A 21,557-nucleotide genomic window follows, 5' to 3' on the forward strand; every position below is an offset into this window, starting at 1 on the left:
GGCGACCCGCTATGACCGATGCCCAAAGGTCTTCCTATCGGCCATCGCTCTCGCCGCTGTCGTCATCTATTGGTTATGAATCCTGACCCTAGGAAATCCTGACGAAAGTAACAAACTTGTCAACTTTTTTGACACTTAGCATGATTGCTGCCCCACCGTTCAACCGTGACTTTTCACAATTAGCGCTCGCTAGCGCTGAGGTTGATGCGGAGTGCATACGGCTGGTGTGTATGGAGCCAATTGCCTAGAGACCATCCCGACGCGAAGGGCTTTCGGCGTAGCAAAGACAAATGATCAGACCCGAACCGCGCGCGTGACACTCTCCTCATCTTACATAAGCGCCGCCAATCGATGGGTTGCCAAGATCATAAGCCCAACCGGGAGTATTGCAGTTCTCTCGCATCACCACATAAACGCCACGAGTAATGCCCAAACAAAAAACCAAGATCAATATGGTCTTTTGCGTCCTCTAATGTGCGGTTTTCATAGCTCGCAAGCAATAACGACTAAGTATGAACTACTTAGATTGGAAAGAAATCGCGGTAGTCGATTAGAACTCATAACACTCTGAAAAACCCCGACCCACTTCAAATCAAGCCGAGTTTTCATAGCTTTGATGATCTGTGGTCAAGTAAACCATGTATTCTTTAAAATCATCAATTAGTTCAGGATTATTCAACGCATATGCCACATTGATTTTTACGGTGTCGCTTGCACGTAAGTATCGAATTGTGCCGTGTTCTTTTGTAATTTTTATACTGTCTGAGGTTAGGTAGTTGAACAAATCGGACAGCGAATCCAAGTGTCTGTTTTGTTTATCATCTTCATCTAGCACTCCAAGTATTCGAATTGCTAGGCGGCGTGGAACTAAGGCCCGAGAAACGAGCGCCCTTTCATTCTTGGTACATTTGAGTATCGTGTCATTCGTCGTTTCTCTCCAGTTTTCAAAATCCCGTCCAGCTGAGTATTCCGGGGAAAGGTGCAAAAAAGTTGGATCGATCAAAAAAACATGACTTTCATTCATATACTCAACAAAATGCCGAAGCGCGTTAACGAGAGCGCCGCCTTTAGTGTTTCGCTTCTCATAGACGTGTGTATTGCTCAACCTTTTATCAATCGACTCTATTTCCGAGAGCAATGCGCTTTTTCCAGTGCCACGGAGTTCGCCTTCGAGAGCTTGATTAGGCCTAAGAACTTCAGCAAATGTCGGTGAAGACTTATCGACCAAGATGTGCGTTCGGTTAGGACGAATTTTCTGAATTTCTTTCGAAATGATATTGAGAATCGTCGTGTCGACACACGCAAGCTCCAGAGGATGAATGCTTTTGGCTGCTGGTAAGAAGGAAGCGCGTTCAAATGTATTCAAGACAACGCATGAAAGAGTGGCGGTCGGCTGAACGTCGCCTTCAAGGCGTTGTGAACTAACTATCAGTGTGCGGACGGCTTCAGCGGGCAAGTCAGGTAATATTGTGGTTTGATCTACCAGACAGTTTTCCCAATTAGCCCCATCGACGGAACACCCTGTCAAATTGAACCCACGAAGATCAGAACCTGAAAAATCTACACCATCAAGGTCGCAGAACATCAAGTCAGTGCTTGGGTCGAGCTCCGCTATTCGAATTAATTCTGAAAATATTTCAGTTTTTGCATTTCGTATTCCGCTAATTATCTTAAATTGCGAATTTTCTGCATCAAATCTATCCATTGGGCTCACCTTTTATGGTAAGTTCTCCAAAGCAAATACACGTTCTGCCATGTAGTCTTTTAATTTTGTTGTCTTTTAGATGCTTCTTTAACTCCTTCTGGAATAGAATTTTCTCAACAATCTCTTTGTTTTTTGGAATATTTAGTTGGTCACCGTTCTGATCCAACGGAGAATAGACAACACCCTGAGATGCAACCTCGACTATAAGCCTTACTGCGATGTCATCTGTAGTTGCAATGGGCTGAACATCACATAAAGCCGACGGATGTTCGGCTTCACTATCCAAATAGTGATCGGAGGGGCGTTCAAAGTATGTGCTTGTTAACTCACCCAATTCCCTTTCAGGGTCACCAAATGTGGCACTACCGATCTGCCAAGTTAACATCGGCAGGGGCTCAACAATATTGAAAATGAGTGATTGCTCGAGTTGATCAAGGTCAGTTTCGTTGAAATTCTTTGCAAAGTCGGCCTCAACCGCAGCGTCTATGCCAACAAACGTCAAAAGGCTTTTTATGCCAAGGCCGATCTTGCCTCTTGCCTTCAAGTCGGCTTTCTTACCCTTCTCAAGCTCTTTTTTTACGTACCTAACAAAAGAGTTTTTATCGACAGACCTAATATACCTCGGCCGGGTGGGTGCAATTTCAGCGTTAACCAGATCAACCCTTACGTATGCATGCTTAAACGATACAGCGAAACTGGCATTTAGCTTTCTCGACTTGAAGACTTCTCGTCCAAACACCGTGTCAATGCAAAGGGGGAAACGGTCAAATCTTGAACCTTGGAATACATGCAAGACCAGCTCTGCAGCATTCGGTAGCGCATTCTCGACGTACTTCCGAGAAATCGAGGCGGGGACCAATGCTCAACTACCTTCAAGCTGCGCGACAGATACGCAAACTAGTCTCAACCAAGCCGAAACCGCAATAAAATTTATCATGTGTTGACCAACCCTATTTGAACAGATTCTTCCGTTTGTTCAATTTTTCATGCGATATCATAAGCTTGGGATTCTACTATTAGAAGGCCCCTTGGACTCTACTGACAGATTGCTGACTGTTTGCTTTCCACAAGCCTGTTCAACGTCCTTCGAACCTGCGATGCTCGCCAAACACCACCTCTGGCGGTGGGAACACCGGAAGCGTTCAAGGCGTCGGCAATGGCTCGTAGGCTTAGTCCTTGACGCCTTAAAGGCACGACCAATTCGGAAACCTGTTCTGCTCTTTCCAAGGCCATTCTCTTAACAGTAGCATTCCGATTATTGGTCTTGTCCCTCAGTCCCCCTAATTTTGCGCCATTGGCCTTCGCTTCAGCTAAAGCCGCCTTAGTGCGAATGGATATGAATTCCCTTTCTTGCTCCGCCAGTGCGGCATAAATGTGTAGTTGGAATTTGTCGGCGCTGGGCATCGAAGCTACTTTGAGTTGGAGTTTTGGGTCGTCCATGAGTTGGGCGATGAAAGAGACCTTCCTGCTTAGCCGATCCAACTTAGCAACTAGTAACTCAGCATCCAATTCCCGAGCGAGCCTCAAAGCTTTGCGAAGTATGGGCCTTTTTTCGCTTCTTCCGCTTTGCACCTCAGCAAACTCGCCGACCACTTCAAAAGCGTTCTCTGCGTATGCTTCAAGGAAAATTCTGATGTCTCTTTCTTGAGCGGCCAGACCCAGACCAGACCGTCCCTGTTCCTTAGTGCTGACCCGCTTATAGATTACATAACGTTTCATCGGCTTCCTCTCATTGCAGGCAATGCTACTGGCAATGAGAAGTCTGTGTCAAACAACAACGTTGGTTGTGACTGTTACAATCAGGGAAACAAATCAGTGTAGCGGCAGCCCTGTTCCTCCCGGGGTAGTATACACCGGTCCAAGAGGGGGCCGGGGTTTGAGAAGTCGACTTCAAAAAAGCAGGGTCTTTATTGCTGTCATTATTGTTTTTTTAAACAAGTCTGCCCTCAGTAATCAGGAGGACTCTTGGGCAGATAAAATGAAAACGTTACCCCAAAAACTAAAAGGCGCTTGAGAGCCACATAGGGCTTCACTTAGGGCCTCTAGGCGACTTCATGGCGGCACACCTGCCAAGTGGCCAATTGGGGCGCTCCTGAGGGTCCGAATTGCATTAGACCGATCCAACAGAACAGGCACCCAGAACCGAAATTATCTGAGCTAATGCCAACACCTTAGCGTTCATAGTAACCCGATAGGTAGGCATATTATATATCCATAGGTAGCTGATACATATGCCACCCTAGGAACCTTTGTTATTTCATATGCCATCCTATTGGCGACGATGTTAACACACTCATGCATCTAGGCATCCAATTTTTAACCCCAGACACCCATTGAATCTGATCCCCTATCAATACTCCACCGTCATGGTTGGCCGCACACCTGAATGTTCATGGAAAACGTCACCGAAGATTTCATGAGCGGTATTTAAATCCCCGACCCGAACGATAAGGCAATCATGAACAGGAAGGGCGGGAATGTTGTATCCCCGTTTCAGTGTCAGAAGGGTTTGGTTCATGATAGAGGAGTCGATTGCCTGAAGCCGTAGCGAGTTCAGGCCTTTATCCTCTATGTCGTACAGAAAAGGGTAGCGGTCTAGTACCTTATCTTGCACAGAGTTGCTCTGACTGCTGACCCTGCCATTCCCAACAATATAATTGATCACCTGCTTAACCTCTTCCCGATCAATTCCATCGATCTGGTATAGGTCGGTTCCAACTACATAATCGACACCGAACAGACCAAGCAGCAAAGTTAGCTGGCATGCTTGAATGTCGATTTCAGCAGTTGGCTCACCGCCAATCTGGATGCCCTTTCTGTCTTCGGATTTCCAGTTGAGGTAGGTTGACGCAGGGCCATAAAACCGCCCCCCCATATCCCACTGGTAGTCCTCGGTATCGCCGTTGTTGAACAATCGGTACAATACTGGCGGAGCGCCGAAGCTGTATTCCCACTCACTCAGAAATGCATTGATTTCCGTAACATCAGCTTCAAGCCCCTCGGACACTGCCGTTTTGGGGTATTGGATGGCTGTAGCCTTGGCTTGACCCTTCAACTTAGTTGCTCTGAGAGTGAGCGGCTTGGACTTCTTCAAATCATGTCTGAAATGTAGCGTTACCGTACTGGGGGTGATGCCGTGTTCAGCAAGCACGTTCAGCAACAGAGGGGTAGCTCTGAGGCGTGTGGCCCACCGTTTGTTCGGAGTGTCCGGATAGTATTTCTCACCCTCCCAATCGGAACTGCCCCTGAAGCCGGGAACAACATCCATCAACCCCATCAGGTGCCATTCTTCCTTTAGGGTCTCATAGTGCCGACTGGTGGCTAAGGTGTTTTTGAACTTTCCCTTGTCACTTTCTCGCCAACAGTAGCCATTTGCTTCAGAATTCAGGGTCGCTTCCAGTAGGTCGCCAAGCAGGGCTGCGATGGTGGCTTTTAGAGAACCGGTTGCACTAGCTGTCAGCCCTCTTTCCCTTCTCCCTTCTTTAAGTTGAAACGAAATGGTTTGGCGGAGAATGGCCTCCACCGCCGAATGGGCGTCTTCCGAAAAGGGCAGCATCACCAAAGACGCCATGTTCGCCATTCTCAATTCTTCGGGTTCAAAGTCTGGTTTAACAGTTGCCATGTTATGCTTGTCATCTTGCTTTTTTTTGATTTCATCACCACCGGGTAAAGTCGGGACCTATGGCGGTTGATTGGAGAACAGGTCGGCAAGTACAATTTTCTGTAGATGTTCAGCCAGAACACTAGCCGAGTAACCCTGACCGTAGTTCGCCCCCATTCCCTTGGTTTGCCAGCCGCAGATTGCGTCTTGGATTTCCTTTGGTACTTGGGCGTCCCTCAGCCTGTCTTGAACGGTGTGGCGGAACGAATGCGCCGACTTTTGATCTTTCCTGTCCAGCGGGAAAGACCTCAACCACTTGTTGATTGTGTTTGAAGCGTAAGTGGCCTTGTTCGCATATGGTGAACCGCGAAAATCGATGTAGCGTGGGAACAAAAACCCGTTCTGGGCGTGACCTTTGGCCCTTCTCACAGCCCACAGCCCAGCGCCGACGAGCGGCACCAATCTTTCTGACCCCTTTGTCTTCAGGCTCCGTGCTTCATTTGGGCGCAACATCAGATAGGGGGCGGGTTCGTTCAAGAAAACGTCTTCGGTCCTCAAACCAATTGCCTCTGCACAGCGCATTCCTGTGTCAGAAAGCAGGGCAATAATCCACCTGATGTCATCATCTGCTTTGAGGCATTCGGACTGGATCAGGCTTAATTCTTCGGTGGAAAAAGGAAGCCTGTCCTTGCTGTCTTCGCCTAAGTTCGGGATGTTGATGGCGTCGAAAATTCCCCGGTTAGCGATTTCGTGTTCACGACTGATGGTATTAAAGATCGGCCTAATGTCATTCAATCGCCTTTTTACGGTATCGGTCTTGTTCCCCTTCTGAAGTAAGTGGTCTCTGAACTGATTGGCGTGGGAGCGATTGTACTGGTCAATTGGTAAGTCGCCGCAGATGGAAATGAACTCCATGACAACAGTGGCACGGGTTTTTCCCTTCTTCGCCTCCGGGTCTTCCCCCTTCAGTTCCTGAAACTGTCTTAGAGCCTGAGAGAGAAATACAGGTTCCTTTGCACCATAGAAAAACTCGGCGGCCAGCCGGTGAACAGGTGGCAGATGTTCCCGCCAATCAGGAGTCAGGTCTTCCGATCCAAACACACCGGCTTGGAAGAAAATTTCATCCAGAAAGGAATCAGGCTCCAAGCCGTGTTTTTTGTATTCGATATGCTGCCCGGGTTTCAGCCCGAAAGAATCTAGAAGAGCAATTGCTGCAGAGACAGTCTCTGGCCCTGCTGTAACCTCCCCGCTTCGAAGGCTTTTCCAGAGGGCATCCTGTTCCGTTGCCAGCCTGTGGGCCTTAGTGGCGGCCTCTTTAAGGCTTCTAGTCTTAAGAGACTTGAACAATTCACCTCGCTTACTGAGGTCTGGATAGTGCTTCCGCATATCCTCGGGAACTCGCCTCCGAAAATAGTAAACACCACCCTCTATCTTCTGAGTAACGTATTTCGCTGAGATCATAATCGCTCCAAATTCAGCAATGACTAGAGGCATAGCGTCACCTCGTGTGTCACCTTCGAATCCAGAGAATGCGCTTTAACACGCTGATATTTAAGATATTTCATGAGTTTTGTGGTGCCCCCACACGGACTCGAACCGCGGACCTACTGATTACAAATCAGTTGCTCTACCAGCTGAGCTATAGGGGCATTGGCTGTCGATTACTGTCTCTGGCGCAGGACTGCAAGTCACATTTTCGCTCTGGCTTGGAGATTGTTCAAATTCCTGAGAAACTGGCAAAACGCATTAGCCCGGGGCGCAGCATTTACGGACCGGGAAACAGGCTGTAACACTCGCGGCAGGACGTCAGGGCGCAGGGTTTACAATGCAGGTCGTTATTCACGCCGGTGCGGCTTTTACCGATGGCGGGCAGTTGCTGGGGTCTCTTTTGGCGAACCGGTCCGGTCTGGCGGGCCGGGGCCTTGCCGTGCTGGGGCCACGTCACTGCAGGCAGTTCGTCAAGGAGATGTCGGATTCCCAAGTGCAAAACAGGCCGAACTCAGAAGCCCGGGAAACTCTGCGGCGTATCCTGCCAGATGGTGAGGCGATCCGGCGCGTGGTTCTGTCCAGTGACAAATTCTTTGGCCCCAGACGGACGGCTTTGCAGCAGGGACAGATTTACCCCTTTGCGGGTCAGCGGACGGCATACACAGCGCAACTGCTTGAAGGCGATGACATTGAACTTTTTGTCGGTCTGATGAACCCGGGAAGCTTTATTCCCAAGGTGCTGATGTCGCTGCACGAAACACAGCGCGAAGCGATCCTGCACAGCACGGATCTGAGTTGCCTCAGTTGGCTGGGCATGATCGAGGATTTACAGGACCTGGCCCCCGAAGTCCGGCTCACGCTGTGGGAAAACGAGGATACGCCGCTGATCTGGGGCGACATCCTGCGCGCCATGGCCGGTCTGGCCGACGATGTCGCGCTAAAGGACGAACACGCGCTGCTGGCCTCGCTTCTGACGGAAACGGGCAAAAAACAGCTGCTGCAGCTTATCCGGGAAGAGACAGCCCAGCATCCCGACGACCGCCGGGAAAAACTGGAAACCATCTTTGAAGAGCACGCCCTGCCAGAGCAAATCGAGGAAGAACTGCACCTTCCGGGTTGGAGCGCCGAGGTGGTCGACGCGTTCTCGGAACTGTACCAGCAGGATCTGGCCAAAATCCGGGCGATGCCGAATATTCGGTTTTTGAAACGTTAAACCGGTGATCGCCGGGGCCTTACATGCCCAGCGCTTCCTTATACATTTCCAGCACGGCTTCTTCTTCGGCGATGTCGTCCTTGTCGCGCTTGCGCAACGCGATGACCTTGCGCATGACCTTGGTGTCGTAACCGCGCGCCTTGGCTTCTGCCATGACCTCTTTCTGCTGCTCGGCGAGGTCTTTCTTTTCCGCGTCCAGCCGCTCGAACCGTTCGATGAACTGGCGCAGTTCGCCTGCTGTCACCCGGTAGTTTGCGGTGGCCTGATCTTCGGTCATGTCTTCCATGTGCGTCTCTCCCAAGGGCTGAATTCTGATGCTGTGACATCGGGCAAGATGCCGGATACATCGCAGCCGCGCGGGTCGCAAGCATGCAATCCTGGGGGCAGGCTTGTACCAGCCGACCCGATCCGTTAAGCGCGGGGGAAATCGGCAAGAAAATGTGGGGAACCATGTTCGAATTCATCACTTGGGGCGGGGCTGCCCTGTCTCTGGCCGGGCTTGCCGGTCTGATCTGGTGCATTCTGCGCGTGATGAAAGCGCGCAAGGCCGGATTGTCGGATGATGAACTGAGGGCTGCGGTTCAGGGCGTTCTGCCCTGGAACCTGGCGTCTTTGTTTCTGTCGGTGATCGGGCTGATGCTGGTCATCCTCGGGATATCCTTCGGATGACCGTTTGATTTAGACCGGCAGGTTGTCGAACTGCGCTTCCATGGCGTCTTCACACAGCGCCGCATCCAACCGACGCAGACGCGACGGGATGTGAATGCCCTGCTGACGCATGCGATCCACAACCTTGCTGACGCTCGGCTGCAAGGCCAGACGCGTATCCAGACAGGCGTTCTGCAGCTTTTGCTCCAGTTGCTCGGCTTCGGAATAAAGATTTGTTTGTGCCATATTCCATCCTCCCACGATGTCTCACTATGACAGATATAAGTAACGAGAATAAGACTCGAAGTATTTCACTATACGTTGTGCGGAATATTGCCGGGCATTTCGGCTTTTTTGGCAATCTGGCGCGGTTTGGCTAAAGTTTAGGCAAGTTTAACATGCCTGTCCTTGACAGGTGTCAAAGTGGCTTCGCCCGTTGCAATATATTCTTTTTTTTATATATGTAACACCCGTCGGAACCACGAGGCCGGGACGGGAACATGTTATTGCCCAGTGAAGCTTTGAAATATCTGCGAGCATACCCGCCGCGCGTTGGGGACCAAGCGGGTTTTGCCCTTGCCCCAAAGCCCATCAACGGAATCAGACACAGCAAAAAAGGAACTCTCTGACATGAACGCAGCTTGGATGTGGGGCGGGCTCGGCGGTCTGCTGATTGGCCTTGGGGCGGCGGTGTACCTGCTGGGCAATGGCCGGATCATGGGGGCCAGCGGAATTCTGGGCGGCCTTGTGGACCGAACTGAGCCCGCGCGCCATGCGGAACGTCTGGTCTTTTTGGCCGGTGTTGTTGGGACACCCCTGCTGCTGCGTCCTATTGTTGCGCCGCAGGCTGAGACCCACCTGACACGCAATCTGGCGCTTGTGATCATCGCCGGGCTGTTTGTCGGCATCGGCACCCGCGTTGCAAACGGATGTACCTCGGGTCATGGGGTTTGCGGTATCTCGCGGTTTTCCCTGCGCGGGATCATCGCCACTGTCGTCTATATCGGTGCCGGAGCGGTCACGGTGGCATTGCTGCGCCAAGTCTGGGGGCTGATCTAATGCGCTTGTTCATCTCACTGATTGCCGGATCTTTATTTGGCGCGGGGCTTCTGATCTCGGGCATGACGGACACCACCAAGGTTCAGGGATGGCTGGACATTTTCGGGAATTGGGACCCGACCCTGGCCTTTGTGATGGGCGGTGCCATTCTGCCGATGCTGGTGGCGTGGAGCCTGACCGCAGGGCGCAGCCCGCTGACCGGCGGGCAGTTTCCCGCACGGTCCCGGCCGGAATTGGATCGGCGGCTGATTGTAGGCTCGGCGATGTTCGGGATCGGCTGGGGCCTGGTGGGTTTGTGCCCGGGGCCTGCGATTGCGTCGCTGAGCTATGGCGGCCTCGGCGGCGTTGTGTTTCTGGCCGCGATGATCGCGGGAATGTTGCTGGCCCAGCCCGTGGGCGCGCGGCTGGACAGGGCCCGAAACGCGACATAAGGATTTGTCATGGAGATTCGACCAATAACACCCCGCTATGCCGTTTCGCCGCAAATCACCGTGGATGATGTGCCAGCCATCGCCGCAGCCGGATTCGTCAAGGTCATCTGCAACCGGCCCAATGTCGAGGTTCCCGCGGACATGCAGTCGGACGCGATCGGGGACGCGGTGCGCGCGGCGGGTCTGGAATACGAAGTGCTGGAACTGACGCATCAGACAATGACACCGGAAAACGTGGCGCGGCAGCGGGACATGGCCGAAAGCTGCGGCGGGCCGGTTCTGGCCTATTGCGCCTCGGGCACCAGATGCTCGGTCGTCTGGGCGCTGGGGCAATGCGACCGGATGAGCACCGATGACATCCTGAATGCGACAACCAACGCGGGCTACCAGTTGGAAAACCTGCGCCCCGCGCTGGATCAGATACGCAATACGACAAACTGACCCGGCTTAACCTTCGGGGTCGGCCAAGCCTGCCAATTGCGAGATTTCGGCGGCGAGCTTTTCGGAATCCGCCAATCCAAGGTCGCTTTGTGGTTCGTTCAAATCCGTGCTCACCGTTTCAATGTCATAGCCGGGGGTATCCGGCATAAATTCAGGTGCATCGCTGTTATCCGACTGGCGCGCACCCGCCCTGCTTTCGAAAAACTCCTGGCCTTCCGTCAGCGCGGGCACCGGTGCCTGTTCATTCAAGCGAACCGCACGCATGCCCCCGCATTGGCCAAGCCGCCCGACCCCGGCGCGTGTCCGGTCGATGGTCAGGATTTCGGTTCGGTCCAGCCGGGACCCGGTCAAGGGCAACACCTCGCCCACGGCCATGCCGGACAGGCTTCCCAAAGGCAGCGTGACCCGGCTCAGAATGGCATTCAGTTCGGCCCGGACAACGCCTGAAGACTGTTCAAGCCTTGGCCCTGTATCGATCTGACTATCATCGCCCGGTTCAGAATCGCATGGCCGGATTGGCAACAGAACCGCGATCTGCCCCTGCCGCAATCCGCCCGCAAGATCGACCGTCAACTCAAAAGCGCGGTAGTCCTCATCAGCTAAAGCCAGAGACAAGGACCGAATATCCGCAACGCGGGACGAGAATTCATGACCCGACAATTCGGCCTGTTCTGCTGCAGGCTCAACCAGGAAAGACGCGCGTTTTAACGCATCTTCAATCATAGGCGCCACCATGGCTGCGTCGGTATCCGTGAAAGCCCGCGCGGAAATCGCGCCGGGCATCACCTCGCCTATGGTCTGCATCTGGACGATTGATGAAACGGACGCGGGGTCGAGGCACACAGCGGCAATCCCTTCGGCACCGCTGAGCTTCAACAACAACCAATCCTTTCCGATCATCCCGGTCAGATCCGAGGGCGCGCGCTGGCTCTGCTTCGCGCCAATTACCGCCAAAGGCAGGTTCAACCGATCACCCGCAGCCCGCGCGAACCCCAACCGCAGGGCGCGTGGGACAGAATGCGTGCCCTCGGTCGGGTCGTCCCGCCCTGCCGAGATTTTGCGGGCCAAAGCTGGGCTGAGGGGCTGTGCCATATCTGCGGCTCACTTGATGGTCTCAGGATCGCCTACTGGTCTAACCCGCGAAGGGTTACAAAGTTCTAAAGCGCTTCACTGCGCGGCCTGCCGATAGGCCAGCGGCAGGCTGACGCGAAAGGCTGCCCCACCCTGCCCGGGCAAATAGCTGATCTCGCCACCAAGGCGGTGCATGATCTCGCGGCAGATTGCCAGCCCAAGCCCGGCCCCGCCTGCCTTATCGACGCCGACACGGGCGAATTTTTCAAACACCATCGATTGTGCCTCGGGCGGTATGCCGCTGCCGTTGTCCATGAAATCAACGACCACCTGCCCGCCCACATCATGGGCCGAGATGGTCAGCATCGGATCATCCGCATCGCAGTATTTCTGTGCGTTAGAAATAAGGTTGATGAACACCTGCCCCAGCCGATCCAGATCGGTATGCAGCGCGATGCGTTCCGAGGCCTTGCTGCGCTGCACCCTCAGCGTCTGATCCGACCCGGCCAGCGCGCTGGACACCGCCCGGTCCAGAACAGACCGCAGGCTGTCATCGCCCACGTTCAGGCTGACCTGCCCGCTTTCCAGAACGCTCAGGTCCAGCAAATCGTCCAGCAGGCGCGTCAGGCGAAGGGCCTCGTCATGGATAATCGCGGCATAGCGGGTCTGATCCTTGCCGCTCAGCCCTTTTGTGTCGCGCATGATCTCGGAAAACGCGCGGATCGAGGTCATGGGCGTCCGCAATTCATGGCTGACCTGACTGAGAAAACTGTCCTTCTGTTCCGACATCTGCGTCAGCTTGGTATTTGCCTCGCGCAGCTTGCGGGCGGTGCGGCTGAGTTCGGCGGACTTCACCTCAAGCTGGCTGGAATATTCCAGTAGCTGGGCGGATTCGTCCGCAACAGCCAGCAGGTCTTCGACGGAAACGGATGAACCGCCCACGATCTGGCCGATCATCGCATGCGCCGTGGCGGCCCCGACCGAGCCACTTAGCTCGCGTTCGAGCCGTTCCAGAAAGCCCGGCGTCGGTTCCGGCAGGCGGGTCCGGCCGCCCTGCTGTTCGGCCTCGGCGCGAAAGAATTCCTGCGCGGGGGCGGTACCCAGAATCCGCTGGGTCATGATCATCAGGTCTTCGCTTTGCGCCACCGATCCGGTCCATCCGCGCAACGCGACCGAGTGGTCGAATACATTGACGAACTGGGCGCCCTGCAAACGCTCCAGCGGGCTGGGGAAACTCAGCAGGGACGCAACACAGAACGCGACGGTGTTCAGCGACATCGACCACAGAACTGTGTGTACCATCGGGTCGATCCCTTCGATGCCGAACAGCGCATGCGGGCGCAGCCAGCCAATGCCAAAGGGACCGTTCTGCAACACCGCATCGGGCATCCAGGTGCCACCAATACCCGGCAGCAGCAGGGTATAAATCCAAAGGACAAACCCAACCGTCAGGCCGACCAGTGCGCCGGTTCTTGTGGCCCCGCGCCAGAACAGCCCGCCGACCATCGCCGGCAGAATCTGCGATATCCCGGCAAAGGCGATCAGCCCGATGGAGGCCAGCGCCGCGCCACCGCCAGAGAGGCTGTAGTAGAAATAGCCCAGCGCCATGATGACCGCGATGGACACCCGGCGCGCCATCAGAACGATGTTGCGCACGTCCCCTGATACCGAGCCCGACCCTTCCTGCGTGCTCAGCCAGATCGGCATGACCACATGGTTCGACACCATGATCGACAGCGCCATCGCCGTCACGATCACCATCGATGTGGCTGACGAAAACCCGCCGATAAAGGACAGCATCGCCAGCCACTCATTCCCCTGCGACAGCGGCACCGTCAGGACAAACAGGTCGGGGTTCGAGCCTGCGGGCAGCAGGTCCAGCCCGACCACCGCAATCGGAACCACGAACAGGCTCATCAACAGCAGGTATAGCGGAAAGGCCCAGGCTGCGGTTCTCAGATGCCCTTCATCGTCATTCTCGACCACCATGACCTGAAACATGCGCGGCAGGCAGACAAAGGCGGCAGCAGACAGAAAGATGAGCGTGGTCCACCGCCCGGCATCCACATTCCACTGCCCGATTTCCGAGGCATCGATCCGGTCCAGCATCGGCCCGATGCCCCCGGCCACGCCCCAGACGACAAAGATCCCGACGGCCAGCAAGGCGAACAGCTTGACCACAGCTTCCAAAGCGATGGCCGTCACGACCCCGTGGTGGCGTTCATTTGCGTCCAGATTGCGCGTGCCAAACAGAATCGCGAACACGGCCAGACCGGCTGCCACCCAGAAAACGCTGGACCCTTCACGATAAAGGCCGTTTGGATCAGCCTCGGCAAAGATCGAGAAAGACAGCGTGATCGACTGCAATTGCAGCGCGATGTAGGGCGTACCGCCCAGCACGGCCAGGATGGTCACGCAGACCGCCAGCGTGTTCGACTTGCCATAGCGCGACGACAGCAGGTCAGCGATCGAGGTCACCCGCTGGCTGCGCCCGACCCGCACCAGCTTGCGCAGGCCCCACCACCAGCTGACCATGACCAGTGTCGGCCCCAGATAAATCGTGACAAATTCCAACCCGGACCGCGCAGCGCTGCCGACCGCTCCGTAAAAGGTCCAGGCGGTGCAGTATATCGACAGCGACAGCGTGTAGATCAGGGGCGAGCGAAGCCATCTGCCCTGCCCTGCGGTGGCCAATCTGTCGGCGGCAAAGGCGACCCCGAACAGCAAAACGACATAGCCCAGACAGACCAGGATCAGGACGTTCAGCGTGGCCATCAGTCTGCGTCCGAATCCGCGTCATCGCGCGCCCCGAACCACCGGGCGGCGAAGCCAAAGACCAAACCTACAAGGATCATCAGCGCCCAACAGGAGAATATGTACATCATGGCCGACGACAGCGTCACCGCTCCGCCATCCCCGGCCGCTGGATCAGGCCAAAGCAGCGGGATCGACAGCAACCCCGCGCCGATAAAGGGCAACAGTCGGGCCGCATCGGTCAACCTTCTGCGGCGATAGCTCTGCCGTTCCAGAAAAAGCGCCGGCCTTGACCCCGGAGGCGTGCGACCTGTGCCCCCGCCCCCGGTCATAACCGCGAGGCCTGAGCGTGCAGATCGCGCACGGCGGTCAGCACTTCGGCATTTGAAAACGGCTTGGTCATGAACCGGCTCACCCCGGCGCTTTCGGCCATCTGGCGGTCGCGCGACTGACCGCGCGCCGTCAGCATGAGCACCGGCAAGCCCTGCATATCTTCCAGCTCGCGCAGGTCGCGCAGAATGTCCATGCCGCTTTTGCCCGGCAACATGACGTCCAGAATGACCAGATCGGGCTGCGCCTGTTGAATGACCTGCACCGCGTCGGCCCCGTCGCCATGAGTATCCACCTGCCACCCTTCGCGGGTCAGCAGAAAACGGATGGCCTCGGCAATGTTGGGCTCATCTTCTATCAGCAGAACCTTGCGGCTCATATGTTTACTTCCTCCCAAAACGGATCGCGCAACTTGCCACCCGTCGCAGTCAGATTAAGCGTTCTGTCAGGAAACTGTCAAAAACCTTCGCTCAGAATCGACGGCTCGCGACGGGATGGGCAATCCGCGCTTGGACACACCCGACAGCCGGGGCCTACCTGTGCCGCTGCGGCGGGGCCGTCCCGGCCTTCCGGAACCGCCTGCACCATCATGATCGAACGGTAGACCGGCTCAAGATCGTGCCCCGGCACGGGCTGGGGCCAGGCAAACGCGAAACAGTCAAACTCGGCAGCCGCGCGCCCGGTCTGCAGCACCCGCTTTCGAATCGGAACCAAAGGCCGGTTCAGCGCCGCGAACAGGGGCCATAACGGGCAGGCATCCCCGTGGCGGGGAACCGAGAAACCGGGGATCGTCTTTAAAAACAACACACTGCCGGACGCATCGCACAGAACCAACCCCACCGGGCGCGCCAATACCCCCTCGGGCAAAGAGGCCAGACGCCGCAAAACCGTTGCCAGATCGACCGAGAAGCGGGCCGCCAGTGCCATCGGGTCAGGGTCGACCCCGTCCAGCGCGTCTGTAAGCGCGCCCAAGGGTATCGCCCGCGCATCCGCCGCATAGGTCCGAAGCGCATCCTCGGCGACGGCGCGCGCGGCAGTGGTTTCCAGCGCCTCGAGCGCGACCGAGGACCAATCCCCTTGCGCCTCGATTTCAGGAAAGTGATGCCCCTGCGCGCTCAGAAAAGCCTCGACCTCTTCCAGTGGCACGCCGCGCGGATCGGTGGCCGAGTCACTGTCATCCAGATAGGTGACCAGCGCTTTGGAGCTGTCGGCAAGGCGTTCGGCGTCCTGATGCAGGTTCTTGTGGAACCGATCCTGCCATTCCGCATCGATGTCCTGCGTATCCGCAAGAATGGCGGCAGTCGACCGGATTGCGGCTGCGGTGGACAAGACCTCGTGCATGGACGCCGCCAGATGCGGATCGTGGGTCAGCCTGTTGGACAAGGTTGCAACCGTGCGCTCCAGCGACACGACCCGGCGGTGCATATGGGCCAGAACACCGGCCCAGCCCGGAAAGCGGCCCGCGAACTCTTCCAGTCCGTCCACCTCGGCCTGCTGGCCGACCGCATCGACCGCCGCTTCGCGCAGGGCGGAAATCAGCGTCGCCTCGATCCCCTGCGTCAAAAGAGAGGGCTCGACCGATAGCGCCCCGGCGATATCGACCAGTAATTTGCCCCCGATCCGGCGGCGGTTATGCTCGATCAGGTTCAGATAGGACGCCGAGATTCCAACCTGCCGCGCAAGCTCGGCCTGCCGCAAACCCGCGATCAGCCTGCGTTCCCGTATCCGGCTTCCTGTCAGCGCGGTTGGCATTTTCGCTTTCTCCCGTCCGGGTTTGCCCGAGAGTTTTCACAACCATCCCTATTTTTCTATTGGTTATGGCGAATTTTTCAATCGGGATTTACATAGTTTACACAAACCGAACCACCCCTGCACCCATATTGTTCCCGATGACCCCGACCCAAAGTAAACAAGTTTCCAATCGCCCCTTCATTTCCGCCCCGTTTCCCGGCACGATGAATAGATGAGCGATCCCGCATTCGAATACGCCCCGATTGGACTGGTGGAACTGGAAAACCGGATCATCCGGCGCTGCAATCTACAGTTTGCCCGGACCTTCGGCGGAGAGGAGGGCGACTATCGCAACATGCCGCTGCTGCACCTCTACCCCTCGGTCGCGGATTGGGAGAGGATCGGCCAGCGCAGCCTGCAAGTGATGCGCGACACCGGTTATTACACCGATGAACGGGTCATGCGCCGCCGCAATGGCGATCTGTTCTGGTGCCGGGCGCGCGGACGATCCCTGACGCCCGACGACCCGTTCCGGCACGGTATCTGGAGCTTTTCGGACATTTCCGAAGAACGCCCTCTGGTCGAACTGACCGTGCGCGAACGCGAGGTCGCGATCCTGTCCTGCCGGGGCCTGTCGGCCAAGGAAATCGGCGTGGAACTGGGGCTTAGTTACCGAACGATCGAGGCCTACCGCGCCCGGCTTCTGGAAAAATTCGGCGCGCGCAAACTGCCGGAACTGGTGGCAAAACTGTCGGGCATGCCCCTGTAGCGCCCGGGACGGGCCGCAAACTGTCTGAAACGCGGTTTGCCAAGTCCAGACTGCGCTTTTCATGACCGCGCGCATAGCTTATAACGCCGCGTAATCAGACCAAAGCCCGCGAAGGACAGACGGGCCAAAGGGGAACCGTCGAGGACACTCATGACAGATACCAAACACGAAGCGGATGTGGCGTTCATCAAGGCACTGGCCGAACTGCTGCGCGAAAACGACCTGACCGAATTGCAGGTCAAGCGTGAATACGGTGAGGAAGACAGCCTGAACGTCCGCGTCAGCCGTATGTCGCAAACCGTGGCCGCTCCGGTTCAGGTGGCTGTTCCCACTGCCGCACCGGTTGCTGCGCCTGCAGCCGCACCAGCGGCCCCCGCGGAAGCCCCTGCCGCGGTCGATGATCCGGCCAGCCATCCGGGTGCCGTGACCTCGCCCATGGTGGGAACTGTCTACATGCAGCCCGAACCCGGCGCGCCCGCTTTCATCTCGGTCGGTGCATCCGTGTCCGAGGGTGAAACGCTGCTGATCGTCGAAGCGATGAAAACCATGAACCATATCCACGCACCCAAATCGGGCACCATCAAGCGCATTCTCGTGGGCGATGGCGATGCGGTGGAATTCGGCACCCCTCTGGTCATCATCGAGTAAGGCGGGCGGATGTTCGATAAAATCCTGATTGCCAACCGAGGCGAGATCGCCCTGCGCGTCATCCGCGCCGCGCGTGAGATGGGGATCAAGACGGTCGCCGTGCATTCGACCGCTGACAGCGACGCGATGCATGTGCGCATGGCGGACGAATCGGTGTGCATCGGCCCTCCGCCCAGCCCGCAAAGCTATCTGTCCGTACCCGCCATCATCTCGGCCTGCGAGATCACCGGCGCACAGGCAATCCACCCCGGCTATGGGTTCCTGTCCGAAAACGCCGAGTTTGTGCAGATCGTCGAAGATCACGGCATCACCTTCATCGGCCCAACTGCCGAGCACATCCGCGTCATGGGCGACAAGATCACCGCCAAGGACACGATGAAGGAACTGGGCGTGCCTTGCGTTCCGGGCTCTGACGGTGGCGTTCCCACGCTGGCCGATGCCAAGCGGATCGGCGAAGAATTCGGCTATCCCGTCATCATCAAGGCCACCGCTGGTGGCGGCGGTCGCGGCATGAAAGTCGCGCACAGCGCCGATGAGATGGAAAGCGCCTTCATGACCGCGCGCGCCGAGGGCAAGGCCGCCTTTGGCAATGACGAGGTTTATATCGAGAAATACCTGACCACGCCCCGCCATATCGAAATTCAGGTTTTTGGCGACGGCAAGGGCAAGGCGGTGCATCTGGGCGAACGCGACTGTTCCCTGCAGCGCCGCCACCAGAAAGTGTTCGAAGAGGCCCCCGGCCCCTGCATCACCCCCGATGAGCGCGCCAGGATCGGCAAGATCTGCGCCGACGCCGTGGCCAAGATCAACTATATCGGCGCGGGCACCATCGAATTCCTGTATGAGAATGGCGAGTTCTACTTCATCGAGATGAACACCCGCCTGCAGGTGGAACACCCGGTGACCGAAGGCATCTTCGGCGTCGATCTGGTGCGGGAACAAATCCGCGTCGCCGCAGGCGAGGACATGTCGTTCGGTCAGGACGATCTTGAGATCAACGGCCACGCCATCGAGGTTCGGATCAACGCTGAAAAGCTGCCCAACTTCTCACCCTGCCCCGGCAAGATCACGGCGTATCACGCGCCCGGCGGTCTTGGCGTGCGGATGGATTCGGCTCTGTATGACGGGTATTCGATCCCGCCCTACTACGACTCGCTCATTGCCAAGCTGATCGTGCAGGGCCGCGACCGGGCCGAGGCTCTGGCCCGGCTGGAACGCGCGTTGGGTGAGTTGATCGTGGACGGCATCGACACCACCGTGCCCCTGTTCCATGCCCTGCTGCAGGAACCTGACATCCACAGCGGCGACTACAACATCCACTGGCTGGAGCACTGGCTTGCGGAGAATATGGCCGATTAAGAACACAGGACCGGCCCCCCGGCCGGTCCTTGGGCGTTCCGTATGAGCCTGTCCCCCGAACTGTTGATGCATGGGTATTCCATCGGCATCTTCCCGATGGCAGAACATCGCGACGACCCCGAGCTGTTCTGGGTCGACCCGAAGTTTCGGGGGGTCATTCCGCTGGACGGATTCCACATGTCGCGTAGCCTTGCGCGCCGCATCCGAAACTGCGGGTTCACGATCACCATCGATACCGATTTCACCGGCGTCGTGGATGGCTGCGCCGACCGGGCGGATACTTGGATCAACACCGAATTGCGTGACCTGTACGAACAACTCCACCGCGCGGGCCATGCGCATTCTCTGGAAGTGTGGGAGGATGACCGGCTGGTCGGAGGCGTCTATGGCGTGGTGCTCGGTGCCGCGTTCTTTGGCGAAAGCATGTTTTCACGGCGCGCGGATGCGTCCAAGATCGCCTTGGCCTATCTGGTCGATCGCCTGCGGCAGACCGGTTTTCAACTGTTCGACACCCAGTTCCTGACGGCCCATCTTGCCACGCTCGGGGCAATCGAGATCCCGCGCAGCCAATACCGGCAAGAACTGGATGAGGCCATCAGCGCCGGCGCCGACTTTTCGGCCACCGTGGCTCAGTCAGCCGACGGGGTGATACAGCGGATCACCCAGACATCGTAACGGGAGTGATCCAGCGCGTTCAGCGCCGGAGAGGTTGCGATCATCCAGCCGTCAAACAGCTGATCCGCCTTGCCCGTTTCCCAGACCGTCAAATAGGCAAAGGCGTCACCGGTCGGGTTGTCCACCGGATACCGGCAATCGCCCAAAGCCACATCCAGACCAAAGATGGGCTGCGTTGCGCCATTCTGCATTTCCACATCGATGGTCTGGCCATTGACCTTGTCCAGCCCCCGCAATATCGCGCCGGGGCCGGATTGCACCTTCTGCTGCGCCGCCGCGCCGGTCGCCATCAGCGCCAGAGCTATCAACGCACAACGCATCATTCGTCGCCGCTTCCGGCCACAAATTTGACCAACAGTGAAATCAGGCTGACCGCGCCCTGCGTGTCCTCGATCTGGTCGCCGGGTTCAAAGAAGAACGGCGATCCGCCGGGCATCACCTCGACGAAATTGCCGCCCAGCAGCCCTTCGGACGAGATCACGATGGCGCTGTCGTCCGGCACAAGGATGCTGTCGGCAATCGAGAACGTTGTATCGGCGCGATAGGTGTCCGGGTTCAGGCTGACATTGGTCACGGTGCCGATTTTGACACCGGCCAGACGCACATCGGTGCCGACCCCAACCCCTTCGAGCGAACGGAATGACGCGCCCAGCTCATACCCGGCGCTGCTTTGCGACAGGCCGGTGGATTGACTGGCGTAAACGCCAAATGCGACGGCGCACGCCAATACGGCACCGCCGACAACGACTTCGGTCCAGTTGTGGGTCGACATACTCGCCTCGTTTATTCCGGGCTCCAGGCCTCGTAATCTTTACGCTCAATCGGGTCGGCCCGGCGCAGCGAGCCTGCGGGCGCATAGGCCAGCGCAGTGCCCGTCAGGTTTTCCTGATGCGGTTTTTCCCAGGCTTTGTGCTTTAGCGGCTTGTCCGTCGGCGGCTCATCCCAGGTCCGGTGCAGCCAGCCATGCCAATCGGGATCGATCCGGCTGGCCTCGGCCTCGCCATTGAAAATCACCCAGCGCTTGCTGTCATCGGCGGTGCGATAAAAGACATTGCCTTCATCGTCTTCGCCGACTTTGACGCCCTTGCGTGCAGTGAATATCTGCGTGTTCAGGGTGGCCCCGTTCCACCAGGTCACGGCCCGCAAAAGAGTGTTAACGATTCCCATCATCTGACTCCGGCATTTCGGTTGAGTGAAGGTATGGACCAAAGGCTCGCCAAGGTCCAGTGCAACGGGGGCGGCTGCGTCACTCCGGCAAAGCGGCGGTCACTTCGATCTCGATCCGGTCTTCGGGCGTAATCAGGTTGCATTCGATCACTGTTGCCGCTGGCGGATTGGAGCCGAACGCGTCCCGTAGCAAAGGCCAGCAGAGCTCGAACTCAGACATATTCGGCAGATAGTAATTCACCCGCACGACCTCTGCCATCGACGCGCCAGCCTCGGACAGGGCGCGTTCGATTGCGTCCAGAGCGGATTTGCATTGACCAACGATATCCCGGGGCCGGTCATCGCCTTGCGCGCATGTTCCAGCCACAAAAACGAACCCATTGGCGACAACCGCGCGACAATAGCCAACCTTCTCTTCGTATTCGCCGCCGGAGTGAATGCGTCTGATCATCTGGTTCTCTCTGTTA

At 56.9% G+C, this 21,557-nt stretch carries 25 protein-coding genes and 1 tRNA gene; 9 read left to right on the forward strand and 17 right to left on the reverse strand.

Annotated elements, in window-relative coordinates:
* Nucleotides 1-592: 592 nt before the first annotated feature.
* The 6 genes from ACR0K1_RS23920 to ACR0K1_RS23945 all read right to left on the reverse strand — a co-directional run bounded on the left by ACR0K1_RS23920 (nucleotide 593) and on the right by ACR0K1_RS23945 (nucleotide 6,955).
* Nucleotides 593-1,705 (reverse strand): pentapeptide repeat-containing protein, encoded by a 1,113-nt coding sequence (locus ACR0K1_RS23920; protein ID WP_480852119.1) that lies wholly within the window; start codon nucleotides 1,703-1,705, stop codon nucleotides 593-595.
* Nucleotides 1,698-2,444, reverse strand: a complete 747-nt coding sequence (locus ACR0K1_RS23925; RefSeq protein WP_480852120.1) for a hypothetical protein — start codon at nucleotides 2,442-2,444, stop codon at nucleotides 1,698-1,700. The genes ACR0K1_RS23920 and ACR0K1_RS23925 overlap by 8 nt, the downstream gene beginning before the upstream one ends.
* A gap of 296 nt (nucleotides 2,445-2,740) precedes the next feature.
* Nucleotides 2,741-3,424 (reverse strand): recombinase family protein, encoded by a 684-nt coding sequence (locus tag ACR0K1_RS23930; RefSeq protein ID WP_480852121.1) that lies wholly within the window; start codon nucleotides 3,422-3,424, stop codon nucleotides 2,741-2,743.
* Between the two features lie 631 nt (nucleotides 3,425-4,055).
* The gene (locus tag ACR0K1_RS23935) at nucleotides 4,056-5,327 is read right to left on the reverse strand and encodes a hypothetical protein (RefSeq protein ID WP_480852122.1); all 1,272 of its coding nucleotides are present in this window, start codon (nucleotides 5,325-5,327) and stop codon (nucleotides 4,056-4,058) included.
* A 57-nt stretch (nucleotides 5,328-5,384) separates the two neighbouring features.
* Nucleotides 5,385-6,800 (reverse strand): DUF6538 domain-containing protein, encoded by a 1,416-nt coding sequence (locus ACR0K1_RS23940; protein WP_480852123.1) that lies wholly within the window; start codon nucleotides 6,798-6,800, stop codon nucleotides 5,385-5,387.
* Nucleotides 6,801-6,879: 79 nt separating this feature from the next.
* Nucleotides 6,880-6,955, reverse strand: a tRNA-Thr gene (locus ACR0K1_RS23945).
* Nucleotides 6,956-7,131: 176 nt separating this feature from the next.
* Between ACR0K1_RS23945 and ACR0K1_RS23950 the strand changes: the two genes are divergently transcribed.
* Nucleotides 7,132-8,007 (forward strand): hypothetical protein, encoded by an 876-nt coding sequence (locus ACR0K1_RS23950; protein ID WP_480852124.1) that lies wholly within the window; start codon nucleotides 7,132-7,134, stop codon nucleotides 8,005-8,007.
* 19 nt (nucleotides 8,008-8,026) lie between these two features.
* Here ACR0K1_RS23950 and ACR0K1_RS23955 read toward each other — a convergent pair whose 3' ends face one another.
* Nucleotides 8,027-8,293, reverse strand: coding sequence for a DUF2312 domain-containing protein (locus ACR0K1_RS23955; protein WP_170530827.1), 267 nt, complete (start codon nucleotides 8,291-8,293; stop codon nucleotides 8,027-8,029).
* A gap of 164 nt (nucleotides 8,294-8,457) precedes the next feature.
* On the opposite strand from ACR0K1_RS23955, the gene ACR0K1_RS23960 reads away from it, so the two are divergent.
* On the forward strand, nucleotides 8,458-8,676 hold the full coding sequence (locus ACR0K1_RS23960; protein WP_480617237.1) for a hypothetical protein: 219 nt from the start codon (nucleotides 8,458-8,460) through the stop codon (nucleotides 8,674-8,676).
* A 9-nt stretch (nucleotides 8,677-8,685) separates the two neighbouring features.
* On the opposite strand, the gene ACR0K1_RS23965 is transcribed toward ACR0K1_RS23960, so the two are convergent.
* Nucleotides 8,686-8,901 carry a hypothetical protein gene (locus ACR0K1_RS23965; protein ID WP_480617236.1) on the reverse strand — a complete coding sequence of 72 codons (216 nt, stop codon included), beginning with the start codon at nucleotides 8,899-8,901 and terminating at the stop codon, nucleotides 8,686-8,688.
* Between the two features lie 384 nt (nucleotides 8,902-9,285).
* Here ACR0K1_RS23965 and ACR0K1_RS23970 point away from each other — a divergent pair, with 384 nt between their 5' ends.
* The 3 genes from ACR0K1_RS23970 to ACR0K1_RS23980 are packed head-to-tail and all read left to right on the forward strand — an operon-like array spanning nucleotide 9,286 to nucleotide 10,586.
* Complete coding sequence (locus ACR0K1_RS23970; RefSeq protein ID WP_480852125.1) at nucleotides 9,286-9,714, forward strand: YeeE/YedE family protein; 429 nt, start codon at nucleotides 9,286-9,288, stop codon at nucleotides 9,712-9,714.
* Complete coding sequence (locus tag ACR0K1_RS23975) at nucleotides 9,714-10,145, forward strand: DUF6691 family protein (protein WP_480617234.1); 432 nt, start codon at nucleotides 9,714-9,716, stop codon at nucleotides 10,143-10,145. The genes ACR0K1_RS23970 and ACR0K1_RS23975 overlap by 1 nt, the downstream gene beginning before the upstream one ends.
* 9 nt (nucleotides 10,146-10,154) lie before the next feature.
* Entirely contained in the window at nucleotides 10,155-10,586 is a 432-nt protein-coding gene (locus ACR0K1_RS23980) for a protein tyrosine phosphatase family protein (protein ID WP_480852126.1), read from the forward strand.
* Nucleotides 10,587-10,592: 6 nt separating this feature from the next.
* Here the strand turns inward: ACR0K1_RS23980 and ACR0K1_RS23985 are convergent, their stop codons facing one another.
* From ACR0K1_RS23985 to ACR0K1_RS24005, 5 genes are all read right to left on the reverse strand, one after another.
* Entirely contained in the window at nucleotides 10,593-11,678 is a 1,086-nt protein-coding gene (locus ACR0K1_RS23985) for a FliM/FliN family flagellar motor switch protein (RefSeq protein WP_480852127.1), read from the reverse strand.
* A 75-nt stretch (nucleotides 11,679-11,753) separates the two neighbouring features.
* The gene (locus ACR0K1_RS23990; protein ID WP_480852128.1) at nucleotides 11,754-14,432 is read right to left on the reverse strand and encodes an ATP-binding protein; all 2,679 of its coding nucleotides are present in this window, start codon (nucleotides 14,430-14,432) and stop codon (nucleotides 11,754-11,756) included.
* Nucleotides 14,432-14,656: a hypothetical protein gene (locus tag ACR0K1_RS23995; protein WP_480617230.1), complete on the reverse strand. Its 225-nt coding sequence runs from the start codon at nucleotides 14,654-14,656 to the stop codon at nucleotides 14,432-14,434. The genes ACR0K1_RS23990 and ACR0K1_RS23995 overlap by 1 nt, the downstream gene beginning before the upstream one ends.
* Before the next feature lie 83 nt (nucleotides 14,657-14,739).
* On the reverse strand, nucleotides 14,740-15,120 hold the full coding sequence (locus tag ACR0K1_RS24000) for a response regulator transcription factor (protein WP_480617229.1): 381 nt from the start codon (nucleotides 15,118-15,120) through the stop codon (nucleotides 14,740-14,742).
* Nucleotides 15,121-15,197: 77 nt separating this feature from the next.
* Nucleotides 15,198-16,493 (reverse strand): helix-turn-helix domain-containing protein, encoded by a 1,296-nt coding sequence (locus tag ACR0K1_RS24005; RefSeq protein ID WP_480852129.1) that lies wholly within the window; start codon nucleotides 16,491-16,493, stop codon nucleotides 15,198-15,200.
* Nucleotides 16,494-16,704: 211 nt separating this feature from the next.
* Here ACR0K1_RS24005 and ACR0K1_RS24010 point away from each other — a divergent pair, with 211 nt between their 5' ends.
* The 4 genes from ACR0K1_RS24010 (at nucleotide 16,705) to aat (ending at nucleotide 19,923) form a co-directional block, all read left to right on the forward strand.
* Nucleotides 16,705-17,241 carry a LuxR C-terminal-related transcriptional regulator gene (locus tag ACR0K1_RS24010; protein ID WP_480617225.1) on the forward strand — a complete coding sequence of 179 codons (537 nt, stop codon included), beginning with the start codon at nucleotides 16,705-16,707 and terminating at the stop codon, nucleotides 17,239-17,241.
* A 150-nt stretch (nucleotides 17,242-17,391) separates the two neighbouring features.
* Nucleotides 17,392-17,889: an acetyl-CoA carboxylase biotin carboxyl carrier protein gene (gene accB, locus ACR0K1_RS24015; protein ID WP_480617223.1), complete on the forward strand. Its 498-nt coding sequence runs from the start codon at nucleotides 17,392-17,394 to the stop codon at nucleotides 17,887-17,889.
* 9 nt (nucleotides 17,890-17,898) lie between these two features.
* Nucleotides 17,899-19,248 (forward strand): acetyl-CoA carboxylase biotin carboxylase subunit, encoded by a 1,350-nt coding sequence (gene accC, locus ACR0K1_RS24020; protein ID WP_480617222.1) that lies wholly within the window; start codon nucleotides 17,899-17,901, stop codon nucleotides 19,246-19,248.
* 42 nt (nucleotides 19,249-19,290) lie between these two features.
* The gene (aat, locus tag ACR0K1_RS24025; RefSeq protein ID WP_480617221.1) at nucleotides 19,291-19,923 is read left to right on the forward strand and encodes a leucyl/phenylalanyl-tRNA--protein transferase; all 633 of its coding nucleotides are present in this window, start codon (nucleotides 19,291-19,293) and stop codon (nucleotides 19,921-19,923) included.
* On the opposite strand, the gene ACR0K1_RS24030 is transcribed toward aat, so the two are convergent.
* From ACR0K1_RS24030 to ACR0K1_RS24045, 4 genes are all read right to left on the reverse strand, one after another.
* A complete protein-coding gene (locus tag ACR0K1_RS24030) occupies nucleotides 19,878-20,246 on the reverse strand; it encodes a DUF2155 domain-containing protein (RefSeq protein WP_480617220.1) in 369 nt (122 codons plus the stop codon). The two genes, aat and ACR0K1_RS24030, sit on opposite strands and share 46 nt — an antisense overlap.
* A complete protein-coding gene (gene mlaD, locus ACR0K1_RS24035) occupies nucleotides 20,243-20,695 on the reverse strand; it encodes an outer membrane lipid asymmetry maintenance protein MlaD (RefSeq protein ID WP_480617218.1) in 453 nt (150 codons plus the stop codon). Before mlaD ends, ACR0K1_RS24030 begins: the two co-directional genes overlap by 4 nt.
* Before the next feature lie 11 nt (nucleotides 20,696-20,706).
* Nucleotides 20,707-21,090, reverse strand: coding sequence for an NADH:ubiquinone oxidoreductase subunit NDUFA12 (locus tag ACR0K1_RS24040; protein WP_480617217.1), 384 nt, complete (start codon nucleotides 21,088-21,090; stop codon nucleotides 20,707-20,709).
* A 79-nt stretch (nucleotides 21,091-21,169) separates the two neighbouring features.
* Nucleotides 21,170-21,541: a Rid family hydrolase gene (locus ACR0K1_RS24045; protein ID WP_480617216.1), complete on the reverse strand. Its 372-nt coding sequence runs from the start codon at nucleotides 21,539-21,541 to the stop codon at nucleotides 21,170-21,172.
* Nucleotides 21,542-21,557 lie beyond the last annotated feature (16 nt).

The organism is Ruegeria sp. F5 (assembly GCF_056533845.1).